31 protein-coding genes are annotated in these 17,670 nt (G+C 57.5%); 22 read left to right on the forward strand and 9 right to left on the reverse strand.

Going from position 1 to position 17,670, the window contains the following annotated elements; genetic code table 11:
• Genes AC4FS3_RS19000 through AC4FS3_RS19015 form a run of 4 tightly spaced genes read left to right on the forward strand, consistent with a single transcriptional unit; the run spans position 1 to position 1,762 of the window.
• Complete coding sequence (locus AC4FS3_RS19000; RefSeq protein ID WP_491021848.1) at positions 1 to 204, forward strand: hypothetical protein; 204 nt, start codon at positions 1 to 3, stop codon at positions 202 to 204.
• On the forward strand, positions 197 to 673 hold the full coding sequence (locus AC4FS3_RS19005; RefSeq protein ID WP_491021849.1) for an NUDIX domain-containing protein: 477 nt from the start codon (positions 197 to 199) through the stop codon (positions 671 to 673). The genes AC4FS3_RS19000 and AC4FS3_RS19005 overlap by 8 nt, the downstream gene beginning before the upstream one ends.
• Positions 674 to 732: 59 nt before the next feature.
• Positions 733 to 855, forward strand: a complete 123-nt coding sequence (locus AC4FS3_RS19010; protein ID WP_491021850.1) for a hypothetical protein — start codon at positions 733 to 735, stop codon at positions 853 to 855.
• Complete coding sequence (locus AC4FS3_RS19015; protein WP_491021851.1) at positions 848 to 1,762, forward strand: SPFH domain-containing protein; 915 nt, start codon at positions 848 to 850, stop codon at positions 1,760 to 1,762. The genes AC4FS3_RS19010 and AC4FS3_RS19015 overlap by 8 nt, the downstream gene beginning before the upstream one ends.
• Positions 1,763 to 1,799: 37 nt before the next feature.
• Here AC4FS3_RS19015 and AC4FS3_RS19020 read toward each other — a convergent pair whose 3' ends face one another.
• On the reverse strand, positions 1,800 to 2,510 hold the full coding sequence (locus AC4FS3_RS19020; protein WP_491021852.1) for a hypothetical protein: 711 nt from the start codon (positions 2,508 to 2,510) through the stop codon (positions 1,800 to 1,802).
• A 269-nt stretch (positions 2,511 to 2,779) separates the two neighbouring features.
• Between AC4FS3_RS19020 and AC4FS3_RS19025 the strand changes: the two genes are divergently transcribed.
• From AC4FS3_RS19025 to AC4FS3_RS19090, 14 genes are all read left to right on the forward strand, one after another.
• Positions 2,780 to 3,136: a hypothetical protein gene (locus AC4FS3_RS19025; protein WP_491021853.1), complete on the forward strand. Its 357-nt coding sequence runs from the start codon at positions 2,780 to 2,782 to the stop codon at positions 3,134 to 3,136.
• A gap of 190 nt (positions 3,137 to 3,326) precedes the next feature.
• Positions 3,327 to 4,319, forward strand: coding sequence for a hypothetical protein (locus AC4FS3_RS19030; protein ID WP_491021854.1), 993 nt, complete (start codon positions 3,327 to 3,329; stop codon positions 4,317 to 4,319).
• Positions 4,320 to 4,555: 236 nt separating this feature from the next.
• Positions 4,556 to 4,858 (forward strand): hypothetical protein, encoded by a 303-nt coding sequence (locus tag AC4FS3_RS19035; RefSeq protein WP_491021855.1) that lies wholly within the window; start codon positions 4,556 to 4,558, stop codon positions 4,856 to 4,858.
• 58 nt (positions 4,859 to 4,916) lie between these two features.
• Entirely contained in the window at positions 4,917 to 5,285 is a 369-nt protein-coding gene (locus tag AC4FS3_RS19040) for a hypothetical protein (protein ID WP_491021856.1), read from the forward strand.
• Positions 5,282 to 5,467, forward strand: coding sequence for a hypothetical protein (locus AC4FS3_RS19045; protein WP_491021857.1), 186 nt, complete (start codon positions 5,282 to 5,284; stop codon positions 5,465 to 5,467). Before AC4FS3_RS19040 ends, AC4FS3_RS19045 begins: the two co-directional genes overlap by 4 nt.
• A 152-nt stretch (positions 5,468 to 5,619) precedes the next feature.
• Positions 5,620 to 5,802 (forward strand): hypothetical protein, encoded by a 183-nt coding sequence (locus AC4FS3_RS19050; protein ID WP_491021858.1) that lies wholly within the window; start codon positions 5,620 to 5,622, stop codon positions 5,800 to 5,802.
• A 2-nt stretch (positions 5,803 to 5,804) separates the two neighbouring features.
• Complete coding sequence (locus tag AC4FS3_RS19055) at positions 5,805 to 5,996, forward strand: hypothetical protein (RefSeq protein WP_491021859.1); 192 nt, start codon at positions 5,805 to 5,807, stop codon at positions 5,994 to 5,996.
• Position 5,997: 1 nt separating this feature from the next.
• Entirely contained in the window at positions 5,998 to 6,369 is a 372-nt protein-coding gene (locus AC4FS3_RS19060) for a phosphoglycerate kinase (protein WP_491021860.1), read from the forward strand.
• Between the two features lie 4 nt (positions 6,370 to 6,373).
• Positions 6,374 to 6,622, forward strand: a complete 249-nt coding sequence (locus AC4FS3_RS19065) for a hypothetical protein (RefSeq protein WP_491021861.1) — start codon at positions 6,374 to 6,376, stop codon at positions 6,620 to 6,622.
• Position 6,623: 1 nt separating this feature from the next.
• Positions 6,624 to 7,001, forward strand: a complete 378-nt coding sequence (locus AC4FS3_RS19070) for a hypothetical protein (RefSeq protein WP_491021862.1) — start codon at positions 6,624 to 6,626, stop codon at positions 6,999 to 7,001.
• Positions 7,002 to 7,299: 298 nt separating this feature from the next.
• A complete protein-coding gene (locus AC4FS3_RS19075; protein ID WP_491021863.1) occupies positions 7,300 to 7,602 on the forward strand; it encodes a hypothetical protein in 303 nt (100 codons plus the stop codon).
• Between the two features lie 1,532 nt (positions 7,603 to 9,134).
• Positions 9,135 to 9,977 carry a hypothetical protein gene (locus AC4FS3_RS19080; RefSeq protein WP_491021864.1) on the forward strand — a complete coding sequence of 281 codons (843 nt, stop codon included), beginning with the start codon at positions 9,135 to 9,137 and terminating at the stop codon, positions 9,975 to 9,977.
• A 343-nt stretch (positions 9,978 to 10,320) separates the two neighbouring features.
• On the forward strand, positions 10,321 to 10,509 hold the full coding sequence (locus AC4FS3_RS19085) for a hypothetical protein (RefSeq protein WP_491021865.1): 189 nt from the start codon (positions 10,321 to 10,323) through the stop codon (positions 10,507 to 10,509).
• Positions 10,510 to 10,593: 84 nt separating this feature from the next.
• Entirely contained in the window at positions 10,594 to 10,941 is a 348-nt protein-coding gene (locus tag AC4FS3_RS19090) for a hypothetical protein (RefSeq protein ID WP_491021866.1), read from the forward strand.
• A gap of 202 nt (positions 10,942 to 11,143) precedes the next feature.
• Here the strand turns inward: AC4FS3_RS19090 and AC4FS3_RS19095 are convergent, their stop codons facing one another.
• The 5 genes from AC4FS3_RS19095 to AC4FS3_RS19115 all read right to left on the reverse strand — a co-directional run bounded on the left by AC4FS3_RS19095 (position 11,144) and on the right by AC4FS3_RS19115 (position 14,375).
• Entirely contained in the window at positions 11,144 to 11,527 is a 384-nt protein-coding gene (locus AC4FS3_RS19095; protein ID WP_491021867.1) for a hypothetical protein, read from the reverse strand.
• 617 nt (positions 11,528 to 12,144) lie between these two features.
• Positions 12,145 to 12,474, reverse strand: coding sequence for a hypothetical protein (locus AC4FS3_RS19100; RefSeq protein WP_491021868.1), 330 nt, complete (start codon positions 12,472 to 12,474; stop codon positions 12,145 to 12,147).
• A gap of 240 nt (positions 12,475 to 12,714) precedes the next feature.
• A complete protein-coding gene (locus tag AC4FS3_RS19105) occupies positions 12,715 to 13,302 on the reverse strand; it encodes a hypothetical protein (protein WP_491021869.1) in 588 nt (195 codons plus the stop codon).
• Between the two features lie 459 nt (positions 13,303 to 13,761).
• Positions 13,762 to 14,178 carry a type II toxin-antitoxin system death-on-curing family toxin gene (locus AC4FS3_RS19110; RefSeq protein ID WP_491021870.1) on the reverse strand — a complete coding sequence of 139 codons (417 nt, stop codon included), beginning with the start codon at positions 14,176 to 14,178 and terminating at the stop codon, positions 13,762 to 13,764.
• Positions 14,178 to 14,375, reverse strand: coding sequence for a hypothetical protein (locus AC4FS3_RS19115; RefSeq protein ID WP_491021871.1), 198 nt, complete (start codon positions 14,373 to 14,375; stop codon positions 14,178 to 14,180). Before AC4FS3_RS19115 ends, AC4FS3_RS19110 begins: the two co-directional genes overlap by 1 nt.
• A gap of 278 nt (positions 14,376 to 14,653) precedes the next feature.
• On the opposite strand from AC4FS3_RS19115, the gene AC4FS3_RS19120 reads away from it, so the two are divergent.
• The 4 genes from AC4FS3_RS19120 to AC4FS3_RS19135 all read left to right on the forward strand — a co-directional run bounded on the left by AC4FS3_RS19120 (position 14,654) and on the right by AC4FS3_RS19135 (position 16,042).
• Entirely contained in the window at positions 14,654 to 14,917 is a 264-nt protein-coding gene (locus AC4FS3_RS19120) for an Acb2/Tad1 domain-containing protein (RefSeq protein WP_491021872.1), read from the forward strand.
• Complete coding sequence (locus AC4FS3_RS19125; RefSeq protein WP_491021873.1) at positions 14,914 to 15,213, forward strand: DUF2829 domain-containing protein; 300 nt, start codon at positions 14,914 to 14,916, stop codon at positions 15,211 to 15,213. The genes AC4FS3_RS19120 and AC4FS3_RS19125 overlap by 4 nt, the downstream gene beginning before the upstream one ends.
• Positions 15,210 to 15,713 (forward strand): hypothetical protein, encoded by a 504-nt coding sequence (locus tag AC4FS3_RS19130; RefSeq protein ID WP_491021874.1) that lies wholly within the window; start codon positions 15,210 to 15,212, stop codon positions 15,711 to 15,713. Before AC4FS3_RS19125 ends, AC4FS3_RS19130 begins: the two co-directional genes overlap by 4 nt.
• A gap of 173 nt (positions 15,714 to 15,886) precedes the next feature.
• Positions 15,887 to 16,042, forward strand: coding sequence for a hypothetical protein (locus AC4FS3_RS19135; protein WP_491021875.1), 156 nt, complete (start codon positions 15,887 to 15,889; stop codon positions 16,040 to 16,042).
• Here the strand turns inward: AC4FS3_RS19135 and AC4FS3_RS19140 are convergent.
• The 3 genes from AC4FS3_RS19140 to AC4FS3_RS19150 all read right to left on the reverse strand — a co-directional run bounded on the left by AC4FS3_RS19140 (position 16,033) and on the right by AC4FS3_RS19150 (position 17,394).
• A complete protein-coding gene (locus tag AC4FS3_RS19140; RefSeq protein WP_491021876.1) occupies positions 16,033 to 16,260 on the reverse strand; it encodes a hypothetical protein in 228 nt (75 codons plus the stop codon). The genes AC4FS3_RS19135 and AC4FS3_RS19140 overlap by 10 nt on opposite strands.
• A gap of 1 nt (position 16,261) precedes the next feature.
• Positions 16,262 to 16,915 (reverse strand): ParA family protein, encoded by a 654-nt coding sequence (locus AC4FS3_RS19145; protein WP_491021877.1) that lies wholly within the window; start codon positions 16,913 to 16,915, stop codon positions 16,262 to 16,264.
• Between the two features lie 62 nt (positions 16,916 to 16,977).
• On the reverse strand, positions 16,978 to 17,394 hold the full coding sequence (locus AC4FS3_RS19150; RefSeq protein WP_491021878.1) for a hypothetical protein: 417 nt from the start codon (positions 17,392 to 17,394) through the stop codon (positions 16,978 to 16,980).
• Positions 17,395 to 17,670: the final 276 nt, after the last annotated feature.

Below are 17,670 nucleotides of genomic sequence, written 5' to 3' on the forward strand. Positions count from 1 at the left end.
ATGGCGAAGCTGGAGAAATTCGACCGTGATGTCTGGCGCCTCGTAACCGAGGACACCGGCGAGGTTGTCATTCTTATTCTCCGGCTGAGCAACAATCTCTGGGGTCTTTTCAGTCCTCTCGAGCAGCCTCTCACAAGAAGTCGGTTTGAGAATCCTAAGGATGCTCGCGACTTCTATCTTAAAATGGAGAAGAAAGATGCCTGATCAACCGATCGCCTACACGGCCGAAGGACGGCCGATCTATGACAACACAGCCACCGTGGTCTGTGTGATCGTGGAGAACCATAAAGGCGAGATCCTCGCGGTGCGGCGGGCGTTCAAACCCGGCCGGGGCCTGCTTGGTCTGCCCGGCGGCTACCAGATGCGCGAGACCTGGCAGCAGGCCGGCGTCCGCGAGGTCGAGGAGGAGACTGGTATCGCGCTTCTCCCTGAGGATCTGCACCTGCTTTCGATGGAGACCGACGAATACGGCAACAACCTTGTCATTGCCCGCTACCTCGAAGTGACCCGCCAGAAAGGCTTCCCGGCTGATGGTGAGGCGCTGGAGCTGGTGTGGCTCAGCCTCGACAACATGAACCGGAGTGACTGGGCTTTCCCGCGCCACTTTGATGCGGGCCTGAACTACCTGATTCATCACCAAATCACCGGAAACAGCATTCTTCACGAGGACTGACTTCCGTTTGATCGAAAAGGTAAGTAAGCACTTACCCACCATAAGGAGAACCAAATGAAATGAGTGGACTCGCCATTCTCGGGGCGATGGTGATCGTCGCCCTCGTCGTTATCGGAGGAGCCGTTACCGCAAAGGAAATTCTGCGGCTCTACAACAACCAAAAGGAGCGCAATGATGCGTGAATTTAAACTCTTCGGCCTGATCGCCGCTGCTGCTGTGACCGTCCTTCTTGTCCTTGGTGGCGTGTTTGGCGCCTTCTACACCGTCGATGAAGGCGAGCGCGCCGTCGTCAAGCGCTACGGCGAGGTGGTCGATGTGACCGGCCCGGGCCTGCACTTCAAGACGCCGTTCATCACCGATACCGAGTCCGTCTCGGTGCAGTCGTTCGTCCGGCGCTACGGCGGCGATGGCGCGACCATCCAGGCCTACTCGAAGGATATGCAGATCGGCGATCTGGTCGTTTCGATCAACCTGACACCGGCGGCGACTCCCGAGGCGATCAAGTCGATCATCGTGAATTACGGCTCGCTTGATGGCTATCTGCGCCGCGAGGTGGATCCGAAGGTGGTTCAGGTCGTCAAGGCGAAGTTTGCCAGCTTCACGGCTCAGTCTTCGAACGAAAACCAGATGGCGTTGGCTGCCTCGATCCTCGAAGGGCTGCAGGCTATCATCCCGACCAGCCTCGTGACCATCCAATCGGCGCAGATCGAGGATATCAGCTTCTCCGCTGTCTTTGAGAAGTCGATGGAAGCCCGTAAGACGGCTGAGACCAATGTCGAGATCCAGAAGCAGGAAAACCTGAAGCAGGTGGAGATCAACAAAAAGACGGTCAGTGACGCCATCGCAACCGCTGACTCGGCCAAAGCCGCAGCTGATGCCGCAGCATACTCGACCACTCAGCAGTCGATTGCTGATGCCGAGGCTATCAAACGCCGCGGTGAAGCCGAGGCCGATGCGATCCGTGCGAAGGCAAAGGCTCTGGCTGACAATCCCTCGCTGGTCGAGCTGACCAAGGCTGAGCGTTGGGATGGCGTGCTGCCGACCTCGATGGTGCCCGGTTCGGCCGTGCCCTTCCTCGGCGTAAAGTAAGCTCGACTGCGCAATATGAAGGCGTGATATCACGCCTTCATACATTTCCCATTCTTTGGGCTTCACCGACTACCATATTTCCGTCTATCACTGACAGCCTAAAGCTAACAGCGCCGTTTACGTAGTCCTCATCTTCATAGAATATCGTAAGCAAAACGCTATCTATATCGCCTTTATACAGGAACTTGACGGTCGCTTCGTGCTGATCTCCAGTCTTCCAATATGCCACTTTCGAAAATCCCCCTTCGAAGGGCTCTGGGTTCATCTCGATTATCACATTTTTAACCGAGTGGCCTACATTCACTATTGCAAATCTTCTTCTAATAGCTCCCGCGTTTTCAGTTCTCCTCAAGACAGTCAGATTAAAATCAGGCTGTAGTTGAAGTCGCCGAGATAGCTCTCTTTGGCTTAGTTGCGTGCGCTCGTGATCCAAGGTCTCCCGACTGACGGCAACCAGCTCCTTCTGCTGCTCAACGGATCTCGCGAGTTCAGCGACCTGCAGCCGAAGTTCGCCGCCTTGCTGCAAGAAGCCAAGGACCAACCAGAACACCGCCAGAGGCCCGAAGATTCCTGCGAGAAGATCTCCAAGTTCGTTCAGTGAGATAGGCTCGAGCTTGATCCAGCACAGCTGCGCCCCGACAAAAACACCGGCGACCAGTCCGAGAACGTAGAGAAACGTGGCCCACATACCGATGTTGCGAAGCTTTCTGCTGCTGGACGCCTCTGATTTCTCTGGAATTTCAATCATATATCATCCGCTCTATCCTTGACCGCATCGTCTTCACTCCAATGCGCCTTCAATGACTGAGATTAGTGCCATGAGCTGAAGATCCTTTCAACGGCATACGATCTGCGGCGGATCAAGTCAAAACTGGACATCATAAACGCCGCTAGTCACCTTGCGAAGTTTAGTCCGATAATGTTGCATTATCGGACGCATGTCATCCCACCCGACTTCGGTCTGTCTGAGCGGTAAAAGTAAGCAAGAGCTTAGCAAAAACACAAAGAGACAACCTGATGGACTTCGTAAGCAAACACGAGCTGGTGGAGATCAAGAAGCGCAGCGAGGCCGCTATCCGGCTGTTCGCGCAGCGTTCGATCAACGTTCCTGAGCTGGTCGAGCTGGCCTCGCAGTTCTCCTACTACCTGATCGCCGGCAGTTCCGATGTGACGAACATCGAGGCGGTCTCGGCGGCCGGTGACGGTGATTTCGTCGCGATTATGCTCAAGATTCGTCTCGGCTTCGAGAGCGACATGCGGATTGCAGAAGGTAGTTTCCTTGAGGCGGCGCGCGGTGAGTTCTCGGATACGCTGGGTATTGCGCGCGAGGGGTATCAGCGCCAGTTCATCGACAATGCGAGGCTCGCGGCATGACCGTCACGCACGCCAACTGTGCATCCTGCGGCAAGTCCCTGCCGCTGCATCTGCTCGATGCCAAGCCTGCGCAGTTCAAGGGTTAGCCCGCCACCTGGGAAGACCTTCATGAGGCGGCCGATGCTGGCGCCGACTTTGACACACTGGAGTGCAAGGGCTGCTACGGCCCGTGCTGGGAGGAGGGAGTGAAATGCTGAACGAAGCCGCGAAAACTGGCAACCTGGCTGCAGCGCTGAACGCGATGAATGAGCGGGTCACGGGCTCGGTTAAACCCACCTTCGAGCCAACGCATATCTGGACCAACGAGTCTGACGAAGGCATCACTAAAAAGGTTCGTATCGAAATCGGAGACCCCAGACACAAGCCCAATCGACCTCATGTTACCGATGAAGTCGGCTATGGGTGGAACACAAGCTGGCTGCTGCTGAAAGAAATCGAAGAGGAGTCTATCTTTAAGCCGACCCACGTCTGGGTCAATGTCTTCGACAGGACGGTCACCAGACTGGTCCGCGTTGACCTGATTCACTCCAGCCATTTGGCCCACAGGCCGCGCGTCACCGATGAAAAAGGAAACAGCTGGAACACCAGCTGGACGGAGCTGCAGCCACTCAATGAGAGGCCGCCGCAGGATCAGGCGGCTTTCGAGCCCACGCATATCTACGCCAAAGACACCTGGTATGGCAGGCCGATCAACGAGACACCTGTCCGTCTGATCGTTGCGTCAAAAACCACCGCTCTGGTCGAGGATGATAAGGGCATCAGGTTCGAGGTTCAGAGCCACCGGCTCCGGGCGATCAAGAATACCACCAACGAATACCTCACCCCCATCGAAAAGGAAGAAACCGTGTCCAACGTCGAAACTCTGTCCCGTCCCGGCAAGATGTCCGGCGACCGGGTTCACTTCACCCTCACGCCGCGTCACATGGCGAAGAACTCCTATGTGAAGCTCCTCGATGAGGTTTTTGGGATCAAAGCCGGCGAATACAACCGGGATGTGAACCTGGATATCGTCTGCCGGCCCAGCCAGTTCGCGCGCTTCATCATTCTGCGCCACACCAAGCACAACGAGTCCAACGATATGGCGGGGCTCGACATGAAGCTGGTGTCGCCGGTGCCGATCAAGGTCAACAAGATCGACTGCTCGACCCGCGCCAACACCGCGACCGGCGAGATCGCGGCATGATGAACGGTCAGCCCATCTGCGAGGTTGGTGATCGTATCCGTCTCTTGCAGATGGGCGACGACCCCTGCCCTATCGAGCCTGGCGCCACCGGCACCATTCTGTCCCTGACGCCGGAATAGAGGTGAATTATGAACCAAGTCTGGCTCAACTCAGGTGGCAGATGCGCTATCTGCGGAACAGAACCGGACGACGACTGGAAGTTTTGTTACGTTTGCGGGCCGGAGTCTTCGAGAGGGTTGGAACGCCCAAAGCCCTGCTACTCGGATCGCCAACTGGCCGTGTTCGCCCGGCTGCCTGACAAGGGTTGGTATTGGGTTCAGCGCGATAAAGACGGTTATGAGCGGCCGGTCTGGATCGACAAAGGCGCCGTAGCGCATCAGGCTGACCACGACAGCACGATCATCCGTGATGGATCTTCCTGGTCGGGCTCTCATGCGAACATCGGTATCACCGAGCGCTGGCTCGAAGAGAACACGATCCTCGGCCCGATCGAGCCATTCAAGCACCCTGCCCCGCTGCCGACTCACGGCATGTTCTGAATCCGCTTGTCTCCTTTGAATCACTGACGAATAAATTCATCAGCAAAGGAGATTTCTCATGAATATTCTACAGACGACTGCGACCGAAATGAAAAGTCGCGGCATCGCTGATGATCTCGGAGGCGAGACTGCCGGCCCTAGCGGAGCCTATGAGTGGCTCACCACGCGCTCGGATAAGATCGTTTGGGGGTTTCGTGCCAAGATGGCGGATCACTGCATTACCAGCGGTGTGGCTCATTTTGAGGGCACTCGAGTTGCATTTGCATCCGTTCATGAAGGTAGCTTCGATCTTAACGAAGAAAATTTGATCGAGCCCACTCCCGCAAACTGCACCTATTGTCTTAGAGCCATCAACGACGCCAGTGCCACGTTTATCGCGCTTCGGATGGCTGAAGCGGCTCGTAAGATCCTGGATGGTGAAGCGTGATCGACCTGGACAGAATGAGCCTTGAAGAGCTGAAATCTCTCCAACGCGACCTGACGAACACCATTGAGGCTTACGACTCCAACCACCGACGAGCGGCGATCACAGAGCTGCACGCCGTAGCCAAGAAGCACGGCTACACTCTGCAGGATCTGACCGGCGCCAGAGTGCGCGTGCCTAAGTAAGCTGTCCGCGGGCTGAGCCTAAGCCCGCGGCAGACCTCTCCTCGATAGCTATCTAGCTAAACCAGCCTGTAATTCCAGCGCTCATCCCACCCGACTGTCTGACCTCTCTGCGGTAAAAATAAGCATCAAGAGAGAAACAGACAGAGGCAGAAATGACCGACCGCATCGCTTTCCTGGAGAATGAGGCATCTGCGCTGGATCGCGCGATCGCCAACATCAAGGCGAAAATCGCGGCCGGCGGATCGGTTCGCAACGGTCCCGAGCGCCTTGTGCGCCGCAAGATCGCCATCGTCGCTGAGATCCTCGCGATCAAGCGCACCACGCAGAGCGCCTGACCATGGATCACGTCTACGAGATCCGCGATCCCACAGTGACGTTCAGCATCAGCTCGGACCCGCTGTTCGAGCGCGAAAGCCACCCCGGCGAGGGTAAGGAACACCGCTCCCAGGTCGCCGCGGCAAGGAAGCCCGCTGAAATTCACCACATGACCCGCCAGCAGCGCCGTGCTGCGGCCAGAAAAGGAGCCTGATATGGGCCTTGATATGTATGCCTACTCGACCCGCTCGACCGCACCGGGCGTCGTCGACGTCGTTCTGAACGCGGAAGACGTGGAAGATGTCCACTACTGGCGGAAACATCCGAACCTGCATGGCTGGATGGAGAACCTCTATCGTGCCAAGGGCGGCCAGAAGGAGGACTTCAACTGCGCCACCGTGGAGCTGACTGCGGAAGACATGGACAAGCTCGAGGCTGACGTCAATGCGCGCAACCTGCCGCCGACCGAAGGCTTCTTCTTTGGCGCCTCCGACGACACCGATCGCAAGGGCGATCTCGCCTTTATTCAGAAGGCTCGTGTCGTGCTCGGCCGCGGCGAGCGCCTCTTCTACGATAGCTGGTGGTGAGGATATGGCGAAGAAATTCCGCGTCGAGGTCGTGGAGTGTCCCGGTGTTGACCTCGCCAAAGGCAAGGATCTCACCGCCCACCGGCTCGAGATTCACAACCTGACCAGGGCTCAGGTCGTCTTCATCCGCTGCATGTTGCAAGCGGACGTTGACGTCGATCCCGTCGAGGAATGGGGTTTCAAGAAGAAAGACGGCGATCTGCAGTCCTTTGGATATGCGGTCGCCACCGACCTGGAAAAGAAGGGATACTGACATGGGCGACCGGACATATTGCTCCCTCTGGTTCAAGGAACCGCCGCCGGCCGACATCCTCGAGCTGATGAATGATCAGATGGGCGAGTTCAGCGAGTCCGACGGCCGCCAGTTCGGCTACGAGGAGGTCAACTATGCCCAGCTGGACACCACGGTGCGGGCTGTTCTGACCGAGCGGAAGATCTCCTTCCTGTGGCGCTGGAACAGCGGCGACGGCTACGGTCCCGGCGTGTTCATGTCGAAGGACGGCGAGGAGGTTGAGTTCGCCGCCAACGACGACGGCGACATCATGCTGAGCCTCGATGAAGCGTCCAACCCGGACACTCTTCAGAACGCCCGCAACTGGGCAGCGATCCAGTTGGAGATCTACCAGGGCTGACAAAGGAAGACCTCGCCGTCTGATACCGAATAAGGCTGGTGTGCCTGAGGAGTAGTGACCTCGAACGCACTGGGATAACTGATGAGTGCCCGGCAGTCATAGGCCATCAACCATCAGAGGTGCGGGGTTTCGATTTCCTGACCCGCGGCACAGTTCGATCATGGGTCAAACCAGGGTTCGGACACATAGAAGCGGAGCATCCAGACGCTTCTCAAAGGCCCGTCGCGTTCCCCTCGCGGCGGGTCTTTTGTTTTGACAGAGCGCTGGTTTAAAGTCCGAACACATCAAGGAGACTCCGATGGAAGTGATCAAGTTCTACCAGGCTCGCTCCAAGGAGCTGACTCACTATGGCTGCAAGGCTATGGAGGCTCTGATCTTCAACGCAGACTATACCTATGTGAAGGAGAACGCCGACGGCTCTCGGTCCTTCATTAGTCGCTCAGACAGAGAACCTGTCAGCTCCTTCGTGACCATCGAGGTGGCGCCGGATGGTGCGATCACATCCCACTATGGCGACATAGATGGTCAATTCTCGGGTGAGCCTCGTGCCCCAGAGCTGGAGGAACAGGGCTGGATCGTGGTCGAGAAACCCACCTTCTAGCTTTACACGGGCCTCGAAAACGTAAAGCTGCGACCCCAAAACGTAAACCAGACCACCCCAGACGATACCCAGATCGTCAAGCGCGGCGCATCCCAGCTTTACGTTCAGCCCCGAAAACGACCCACAAACGTCAAGCCATGTAAAGCGAAATGTCCTGTTTTCGTTGGCTTTTCGAGCGCCAGCTTAACGCTGAGTTTACATTTCCGACCCCAAAAACAGCTTTTCGCAGAACCTCCTCTGAGAGACGGACCGCAGGACGAAACGAAATCAGCTCGAACCGGATCGAAATTCTGACCACGAAGAAGCACCCTGCCCCACCCGGAGACGATCACCAAACAGCACCCGTCCTGATCCGTGTCTGGTATAATATAATACATAGCCAAGTAGCTAAATGGATATGAAACTATACTACGAGACACGGATCAGGATGAAGCACCAAACAGATCTCCGGTCAGAACCTGAGTTTCGCTCAGGCACAGACTCTCAACCAGGCTCAGGCTTCCGGTCAGGCTCAGGCTTCCGGTCAGGCAAGCAAACCCAAAGAGAACCACAGATCAGAGCCCACGATCACCGTAGAGCGACCTAGAAGCCCGCTACAGCGCATCCTCAAGCAAAACCACACAGACCCACGCAAAACATCAAGGAAGCGCTGTAGCACGTCTCCCACGAAGCGGATGACCCAAGACACCGACCAAGGGAAACACAGCACCAAAGCGCAGATCCAAAAAGACGACCAAACACCAGAGGACGACCTCGAGCGAGGAACAGCAGAGAGCAGAACCCCGGTAGAGACACAGAGAACCGGAAGACACCGAACAGAGGACAGAACACATAGACAGGCAGACGGAAGCACAGAGAGCCCTGTAGAGGGTATGAGAGCGCTTAGAGGACACAGAGCCGGTAGAGAGCGTATGGTGCCAGTAGGAGAGCACAGAGAGCGTGTGGTGCCTATAGAGAGCCAGTGAGCGGGTATGAGCTACAGGTGAGCTTGCCCTAGAGTGACGCTTGGGGTGTCGATGGGTCTGGGTAGGTGGATGGTTGGCTGCGCGCCAGTCCATGTCCATCACCCGCTCGCCAGCCTTGAACCTCCGGCACCCCTGCCCTATCCTCGACCCATGCAGCCGAGTGCTGGCGTCCTGGTTGTTTGTGGGTGCTTTCTCCCCTGACGTTTCGGGCCAGGCGTCCTCTTGTTGGAAAGCTCGGTGGTTCCAGCCACCTTGGGGTGAGAGCAGTCTCACCCCTTTTTCATTTCAGGTGCAAGCCGATCGGGGCAGCGGGGAACGGAAGCACTTCTTCAGGGGAAGAGCTTGGGAATGGCGATCCGCTGGAGATCCGTCGGCGGTGATCCTTATGGTGGGCTGGAGGTGGGAGGCGCCTGCGGAAGCAGCCATCGAGATCCGTGATGCCTCCGGTGCGATCCAGCAACGTGCCAGCCGACAGGTGATAGCTGTTTAGCTAATCTGATCATACCGAGAGACAGCAAGAAGCGCCTCGGTGACGAAACGGTTCGCAACACAGAGAAAGGAACCATCATGACCAATCAACTGATCCCCGACGGCTACGAAACCAACGAAGGCGAAATCGGTCGCTGGAAGCAGACCGAAGATGGCCCGGTCTGGGAGAAGATCGACGTCGTTTCCGATGAGGCACTGGCTGCCATTGAGGCTGCGGATGCCATCCAGGCTTCCTACCAGGCTCAGCCGGCTCCCAATCAGGCTTCGGCACCGGCTGAGGCTGAGGAGCGCTCCTTCAAGGACATGCTCGATGGCGTGAAAGACGATGAGGTCCATGAGATGGTTGCTGCCTATGCCACCGAGTTCGCCGACCGCGCCACCTTCGAGAAGAACGCCAACCCGGCGAATTCGAACATTCAGAAGACGCTGACCAAGGAGATTGCCGGTCACAGCGCCTTCGGTATGGCGAAAGCTTTGGTTGCGATCGGAGTTAGCGCCGATTACGTCAACGAGGCGGAGACCGCGGTGAAGCGCCGGAATGTCTACACGATGGGCAAGCTGCGCGATTTCGTCGCCACGGTGCTGCGCAACAGCCTCGGGAACGCCGTCAACCGCGCCGTGATCATCTCGCTGATCCGGTGCCACGACCGTCAGCTGCCCTTCACCCAAGAGATCGCCAAAGCGTGCGCCTCGGACAAGGTGCCGGCGCCGGCCGAATACCTGCCGCACCTGGAGCGTCACACCGTCGCCGGCAGCACCGCCGACACGCAAGCTAACTCGACCATGAAGGCGCTCGAGATCCTCGGTGTGGTTAAGAACGTCGGCACCAAGCGCGGGCGTGCCTTCGAGCTGACCGACACGCCTTTCACGAAGGCGCTGGTCGAGGTTGTTCGCACCCGTCACATGGCAGCTGTGGCCTGATAGCTGGATAGCTACGGTAGCCAGATAGCTAAGGCGTCTCTTCGGAGGCGCCTTTTCTTTTGGCTTGGTGAGATGGGGCGGAACCGGGGAACGGCGAGCATCCTGTAGGGCGCGGGGCTGGGGAACGGCTTATCCAATGGGAGCCTGGGCTTGCCCAGGATGGGGAACGGGTCGACTTCCATCAGGGGAGAGTTCCAGGTCCGTTTCCGTGCCCATATGGACGCGGGGCAGGAGCTGAAACTGCCGGTGACATCCCACCTGTCCGGTTAACTGCCCAGACGACATCGCTTAGCTATCTAGCTACAAAGGTGACACATGAAACGAGCAACAGAGAGACGCTCCTATGACCAACCTTGAATGCGCCCGCAACGTCAACAAATGCGCTCTGAAAGGCCTTCTCGCTGAGCTGGCACTGAACCGCGACGAGGATCGCGAGCAAGCTAATCGCGACAGCTGGGATGAGATGCTGAGCGAAGCCACCTCCAACGGTGACGAGTTCTATGACTATGATGGTCCGCTCACCTGGGCGTGACGCACCCACTGAGCTGCCGTTTGCACCACTTTAGCTATCTAGCTAACTTGGTGTTGCGCAATTTCGCGCATGAAAGGTTCTGATATGAAACTGAACGTCCTTGAAATCGCTCTGCTTGAAAACGCACGCTCGGTCCGTAATGACGATCTGATCGACGCGCACCGATCCGCACACGCGCTGGTGGTCGAGAACCAAGACGACGCTTGCACGGTGTCCTTCGAGGTCGCGCAGCAGATCATGGTCCATCTGCACCGCTTCGGTCTGGTTACTTACATTCACCAAATGTCCGAGTATCTCGCGGTATCCTTCATCGAACCTGACAGCAACAACTGCGATGTCCTTTGGTTGAGCGTCTATACAGAACCAAACGCAAAAGGACGCTACGAGGTCTGCTCTGCGAGCGATCAGCGCGAGTGCTTCATCGAGTCCTGATCGTCACGGGTGCAGCTCGAAGGAGCTGCATCTGGGAGGCGCCGGTCCCGTTCAGGCTCAGGCTTCGGATCAGGCTTTCATTCAGGCTCAGGCTGCGGACCAGTCTACCGGGCGTTCAGTGGGCGCGTCCCACATCCGGCCCATCCCCAGCTATTTAGCTAAGAGAAAAGCGCGATCCATGACAGACCGCGCCTTGTGCTGATCAGCTCTCCATCGCGCGAAACAGGACACGCGTCGCTTCGTCCGAGGTGAAGCTCTCCTTCACACCGATCCGCAGCATCTCTAGGTGGTTGATGACTTGCTCGATGGTCCCTTGAGCGAGCAGCGCGATCTGACGGATGGTCAGAGGACGAAACTCCCGGTAGTTCGCGCGGGCGAGCGCATATTCCACGATCTGCAGCTCCTGTTTGGTCAGGTGCTTACCCACGCGGTTGAGCATCACGCGGATATCGTAGGTGGTCGCGGATCCTTCATCGACGCGCTCGAACAGCTCCTCGATCGACTGCGAGTTGCGGATCGAGATGGTCTCGATGATCCCGGTCTCGACATTCGCGACGGCATTGGTGGTGTAGGTGGTGATCTGCATCGTGGCGCTCCTCGCTGATGCGTTGCTCTCACATAGACTTTAGCTAAATAGCTATGACCGATCAAAAGGATGATCGCTGGCATCACCTGGGAAGATGTCGGGCTGGAAGCGGGCGGCCGGTGGCTGTGACAAGGCGAGGCTTCGGGCGTGGCGAGGGCAGCCACAGGCACGGCAAGGGTAGCCAATGGAAAGGAAGCGTGAAGCCAATGGGGCAGGACTGTCGCGGCGTGCCATCTGCCGGTGGAAATCGGGAACGGCTTGCCGATTGGGAACGGCTGGAGCTTGGGGAACCGGGGAACGGCATGGATCTGGGACTCGCCGTCTTTCTCTGGAAGCGGAAGGTGCCCCGCCACGGGCACCCTCGCGGTCGGTCGCGCGGTGGGGCGGCTCAAACCGCCAGGAAAGCGAGACCGAGGGCAAAGATGCCCACGAGACCGAAGAAGGACTGAAGGATGAAACGGATGGTGCCGGGGCCAGACATGATAACTCCTTTGGTTGTCGGTTTAGCTATCTAGCTACCTCTCAACCATAGCTGTTTAGCTAAGCTCTGTCGGCTGGCACCTCACCGGATCGTCATGGCAGGGCAGGGTGGCTGGCGCCTCCCAAGCCCAGGTCCGTCAGAAGAGGAACTCCACGCGGAGCGCCTTCGCCTTGGATAATGCCTCTTCCAGTGGGGCGGCATTCGGCACGCCACGATCCATGTCCTTTCCGAGCCGCTCCAGGACATCGGCATGGAGTGCCGCGGCGTCGATTTCCACCTGGGCGATCTGGGCGCGGATAGCCTCGGCCCGTTCCCGCTCTGCCGGCGTATAAGGATCTGCATTGCCAAGGGTATTGCGGGCTTTCCATGCAGCGGCAGCCAGCGGCGTCATGGCACGGGTTTTGGCGCGGTTCCGTTCCACCGCGGACTGGATCTGCGCCTTGCGGGCGTCGGACTGGGGAGGCAACTCGGATTTCCTTTGCGTTGCGGGGATGGGGAACAGAGGCGTTTTGTGGCGGGATGAGCTTTGGGTGGGGCTGGGACGCCCCGGCGGGTCGCCAGCACATCCAGTATAACATCAGGTGTTAATCTATGTCAACCTGCTATCGACCGACTGTAACAATTCGTGATTAACGTGTGAGGTTAATCAAATGCGATTGACCGCGCAATTTCTTGCACGGTCTCTTAGCTACATAGCTATTTCAGGTTATGCGTTCTGTTTCGCTTGCTCTGCTTTGACCATCTTCGCAAAGCGCTTGAATGCTGCACTTTGCGCAAGCGGTTTAAAACCGCTGATTGTGTGACCGACGCGCTGCACTTCAATCATACCGAGCGTTTCAAGAACGCTATAAGCGATACCGACCTGACGCTTTTCAGTCGTGTCAGACATGACGCGCGTCGATACCTTCACATAGTCGTTTGCGGTCTCACGCTTGTTACCGCAAGCGCTCACGTCGTCGCGCGTCACAAGCGCAACCTTTGCGTTATGCGCGTTGACAATGGTCGTGATCAGGTTGAACGCATAGCGGTTCTGGTCGGTCTCATTGCGCAAGAAGAAGATACCGTCTTTCGTCGCTTTCAGCATCAGCTCAAGTCGGTTGAGCGTCTTGTCGCAAAGGTCATACATCGCTTTCAGGTTGACACCGTTGTCTTGCGCAACGGTTGCGAAGTAGTCTGTTGCGAAGAAAGCGATGTAGCTTGCACTGCGCTTCTGACCTTGTGCGACCAGTTTCGCGTCACGCTCACGACGAGCAGCGTTGAAAGCGGTGATTGCGGTTTTGATGTCTGCGGTCATGGTTTTGTCTTTCTCTGTCTAGCTGACTGTTTCGGTTTCACCGCGCTGCGCTTGCTGCGCTTCTCTGCTGCGGTGATTTAATGTTTAACGTCTGATGTTAATCAGCACAAGCGAAAAATGCACCTAGACCGAAAATAGTTTCAACTCGCATAGACCGCGATTTTAGCGCGCTACAGCGCTATCTCTGCTTTGTGCTACTCGGTGACCTGCAACACGCTAGACGCGCTGCTAGACGTGTTTCTGTGCGTCTAGCGCGCGTTGCGTCGATGCACTCTCTTTTGACGCGCTGCACCGCGCTTGTGCTGCGGTTTGTGCTGATCAGACCGCGCGACCGTGACGCGGTGCGAAGTCTTAGAAATTGCGACCGCGTGTGATGGGGATGCCTCGGGTTGCCCGGACCAAAATTCCCGCGAACCCTCCACCTTGGCGCCGACGACCATACGACCGGAGATCGGCTGGTTACGTCAGGACGCGGGTGTTGCGGCGAACCATCGCGTCGAGCGTGTCCACTGTGAAGCGGTCTTCCTCGAAGAGGCCGTAGATGACACGCCCCATCTCTTCATCGGAGCCCATGAACTCGAAGCCGTTGATCTCGAGAAACGTGACCATAGCCACGAAGCCGGCACGCTTGTTGCCATCATGGAATGCGTGGTTTGCAGAGATCCCGTGCCAGTAGTAGGCGGCGAGCTTCGCCAGGTCGGCCGTGGGATCGTAGTAAGCTGCGCTCTGGACTCGACCGAGAGCCGAGTCCAGATTATCATGGCTCTTCACGCCAGCAAGCTGACCATCAAGAAGGAGAGCTTGCTGGATCTGGATCACGTCATCCTTCGACAGGAAGACAACCTCTTCGATGTCTTCGGGAAGGGCGAACTGCATCAAGCCAGGTGGTCGAGCGTCTTTGCGTAACGGACCTTGGTGCGTGCCAGCGACTCGGCCACGGTCAGCCGACGACGAGGACCAACGGACGGCGCGAAGTTCGAGTTTGCGGCAAGAACACCAACGCAAACAATGGCATTCGGGTGAACCCGGCCGCAAATTTGGCAGATTGCTTCGTTGTTCATGCGGACGTTCATCGCTCTCATCTCCGTATAACGGGTGTTATCTACCTAGTCTTTCACATCTGACGTGACAAGGATTTCATTCAATGTTGCGTTGAAAGTGTGTTGAAAGTGCGGAGTTTCGGTTTGGTTGTCTCTTCGGTCATGGTTCTGATCGTGTTTCGGTTCAGTTTGATACAGATTTCAGTGCAGTTCAGGTGGGGTTAGCACCTACAGGTAAACAATCCTCTGGATTTGTGGTTCCATCGTATGTAAGTATTCGCTTACTTACCTTCACGCTGGCAGAGGAAACCATGTCGAGCACCCCACCCATCAAGGGCTACCGCCCGCTCGAGCCTGAGATGATCGAGCTGGCGAACCAGAACAAGCTGATCGAGGAATTGTCGCTCCGTCAGCTCGACAAGCACATCACCGGCGACTGCGACCAGCGTTGGGTGTCTGTCGCCCGCACTCACCTGCAACAGGGCTTCATGGCTTTGAACCGCGCGGTCTTTCAACCCACTCGAATCGACGGCGAACTCGACGTGGAATCGCTGATCAAGGATCTGACCCAATGAATTTCGGACAAGCAATCGAACTGGTGAAGTCGGGCCAGCGCGTGGCGCGTGCTGGCTGGAACGGCCGCAATATGTTCGTCTATCTGGGGCAGGGCGCTACGAAGGCGCTCCAGAGTGACCGCGAGCCTCTGATTGGTGGCGTTCGCTCGGACCTCTTCGCCTATGACCCGAACTCGTATGTCGGCGCCAATACCATGCCGCATCTGATCATGCGCGCCGCTGATGGCTCTGCCGTGATCGGTTGGCTGGCTTCGCAGACCGATATCCTTGCCGAAGATTGGGAGATCGCGAAATGACCACCATCGTCTATCGGGACGGCGTTCTGGCCGCTGACACTCGCGCCTACTCCGGCGACCGCTCGCCGATCGGCCAGAAGCAGAAGATCTTCCAGACGCGGAACTCGGATGGCACAACCTCGAGCTTTGGCGTGTCGTCGGCCGAGGTCGGGCTGCCGGAGAAGGTGCGCGCCTGGTTCTACAACGACAAGCACCCTAACTATCAGGCGCCGTTCGGCGAGCGTGGCTTTCAGGCGCTCGAGGTCAGGAGCAATGGCGAGGTCTTCTACTACAACGACAGCTACACGCCGTCGGGGCCGCTGAACGCCGATTACTACGCGATCGGCAGCGGCATGGACTTCGCGATCGGCGCGCTCGAGATGGGCGCCGATGCGCAGACTGCGGTCGTCGTGGCATCGAAGGGTGACATGTTCACCGGCGGCGTCGTCCAGCACATCAACGTGACATTCGATCAGGTCGAGGAGCCTGTTGTTGTCGAAGCACCGGCCGAGGCCGCCTGAGGAGGAATGACCGTGCCCATGAACAGGAATAAACAAAAGGACGACCTGGCTGCCCGGATCAGCATCTCTGCCTCGATTCTGTTCATGGGCATGACCATAGCCCTGTGGTTGCTGCAATGAAGGAATGCAAGCTCTGCCCGGTCTGCAAGAGACCGCCGACCTGGCATGGCTCTATGATCCGGGACGCCGAGTCCATCGGCTGCAACCTCGAGGATCACTGTCCTGAGGACTATTTTGACTTCTCGACCGGGTATCTGCCGGTCGAGGAAGCTATCGACACCTGGAATACAGCTGTTGACAAATACGAAGGAGAGAAGGCTCAGCTCTGAGCCTTCTTCCACGCCTCGAAGCACTGCTCAAGGAGCTCGTGCATGTCGAGACCCCGGGTGGCTGCCGTGACCTTGAACTCGGTGTGCCAGTCCCGCGCCATGTTGAAGGTCATACCGACCTTCTTCTCCTTGAAATTCTCCGACGGCTTGGCTGCAGCCTTCTTGGCGGCGTGCTGGGTGACGCTGGCCGGCTTCTTGATCTGGAACGGGTTTGTCATGTCACGCCACCTCCGCCGCTTGGGTTGCGATCTCGGTCGCCAGGCTGTTGGCGACCAGGGCGAGGTTTGTCATGTTGCCCATCACCGCCTCTTTGACCTCGCCGACGGAATAGCCCGCCGTGTGACATCGGATGAAGGCGTCCCGATAGGGCAGGGTGCTCTTCGCCACCCGGAACTCGTCGCCGATGAACTTGTAGCTGTCCTCGATCAGGAGCTTGTTCTCGGTGACCCGGTTGATCACGAAGAGGATCCGGTCCTGCCGGACGCCTCGAGCCACCAGCTCCCGCGCGAATTTGACCTGTGGCACGAGGTCGTCGATGGTCACGGAGGTCGGGACGATCACCAGATCGGCCGCCAGTGCGATGGAGAGCGTGACATCGGGTGAGTCCGGGCGCCCGTCGGCCAGAATGACATCGAACCGCTTGTCCGTTCGCATCCGGTTCGCCTGGGTCGCCACTTCAGCTGAAACCTTCGGCTTGATCTTCGCCGCGGCGCGCTGCTTGCTCCAGAAGGTCGAGGTCTCCTGAGTGCCGTTGAAGTCCATGATGCCGACGCGCTGATTGTGCGCGGCATAGGCTGTCGCAACGAGCCGGGCGAGGGTGCTCTTACCCACGCCACCCTTCTGCGACAGACATGCGATGATGAGGTCTGCCATATGTCCCTGTCCTTAGCTATGCAGCTAGTCTTTAGCTGGATAGCTGCCAGGAGCGGCGCCCGTCAACAGGGCTCGAAATCGTCCATGTCGAAAACCTGCTCGTAGATGTCGATCGGCAAGACGATTGCGCGGCACTGAATTTCGATATGCGTGCTCCAGGTTTCCATCTTGCGGTAAGCCGAGATCTGGCACTGAGGATCCTCGATGAGAGGGCGCGCATGTGGCGCCTTCATCAGCGCGACCTGTTTCATCTCGGTATACTCGAAGGAAAATTCGCGATTTCCGAGGAGTCCGGCAATCCGGCGCTCATCCTGATCGTTAATCTCAAGGCTCAGCGCGACCAGAGTGGATCTTACCATAAAGCTGGACGGCAGCGGGTCTGCGTATGTCGTGATCGTGTGCCACTCTCCCGGCGAGCCTGTGGGTGTCAGATTGCGAAGGTGACCAAGGAGAGTCTTGTCTTCCGAGACGCAAAGCATGTTCTGTCCTGTGATAGGTAAGTGTTTACTTACTACCTGGTCAGACCAGCAATGTCGGGTGGGATATGCTCAAACAACAAACCCCTCGAAGCGAACTTCGAGGGGTCTGAAGGAACGAAACAGCACAAGAGGAACAGGCGGCAAGACCCAGGGAGAAAATCCGACCGCCTGCAATCTTGATAAGCATCCGCTTATCTATTTGCAAGGACTATTTCACTTTTACGCCGCATTTTTCAGCGCGTCGAAGCGATACCACGGAAAATCCTCGTCGTCGGT

It is taken from the genome of Pseudogemmobacter sp. TB195 (assembly GCF_058313095.1).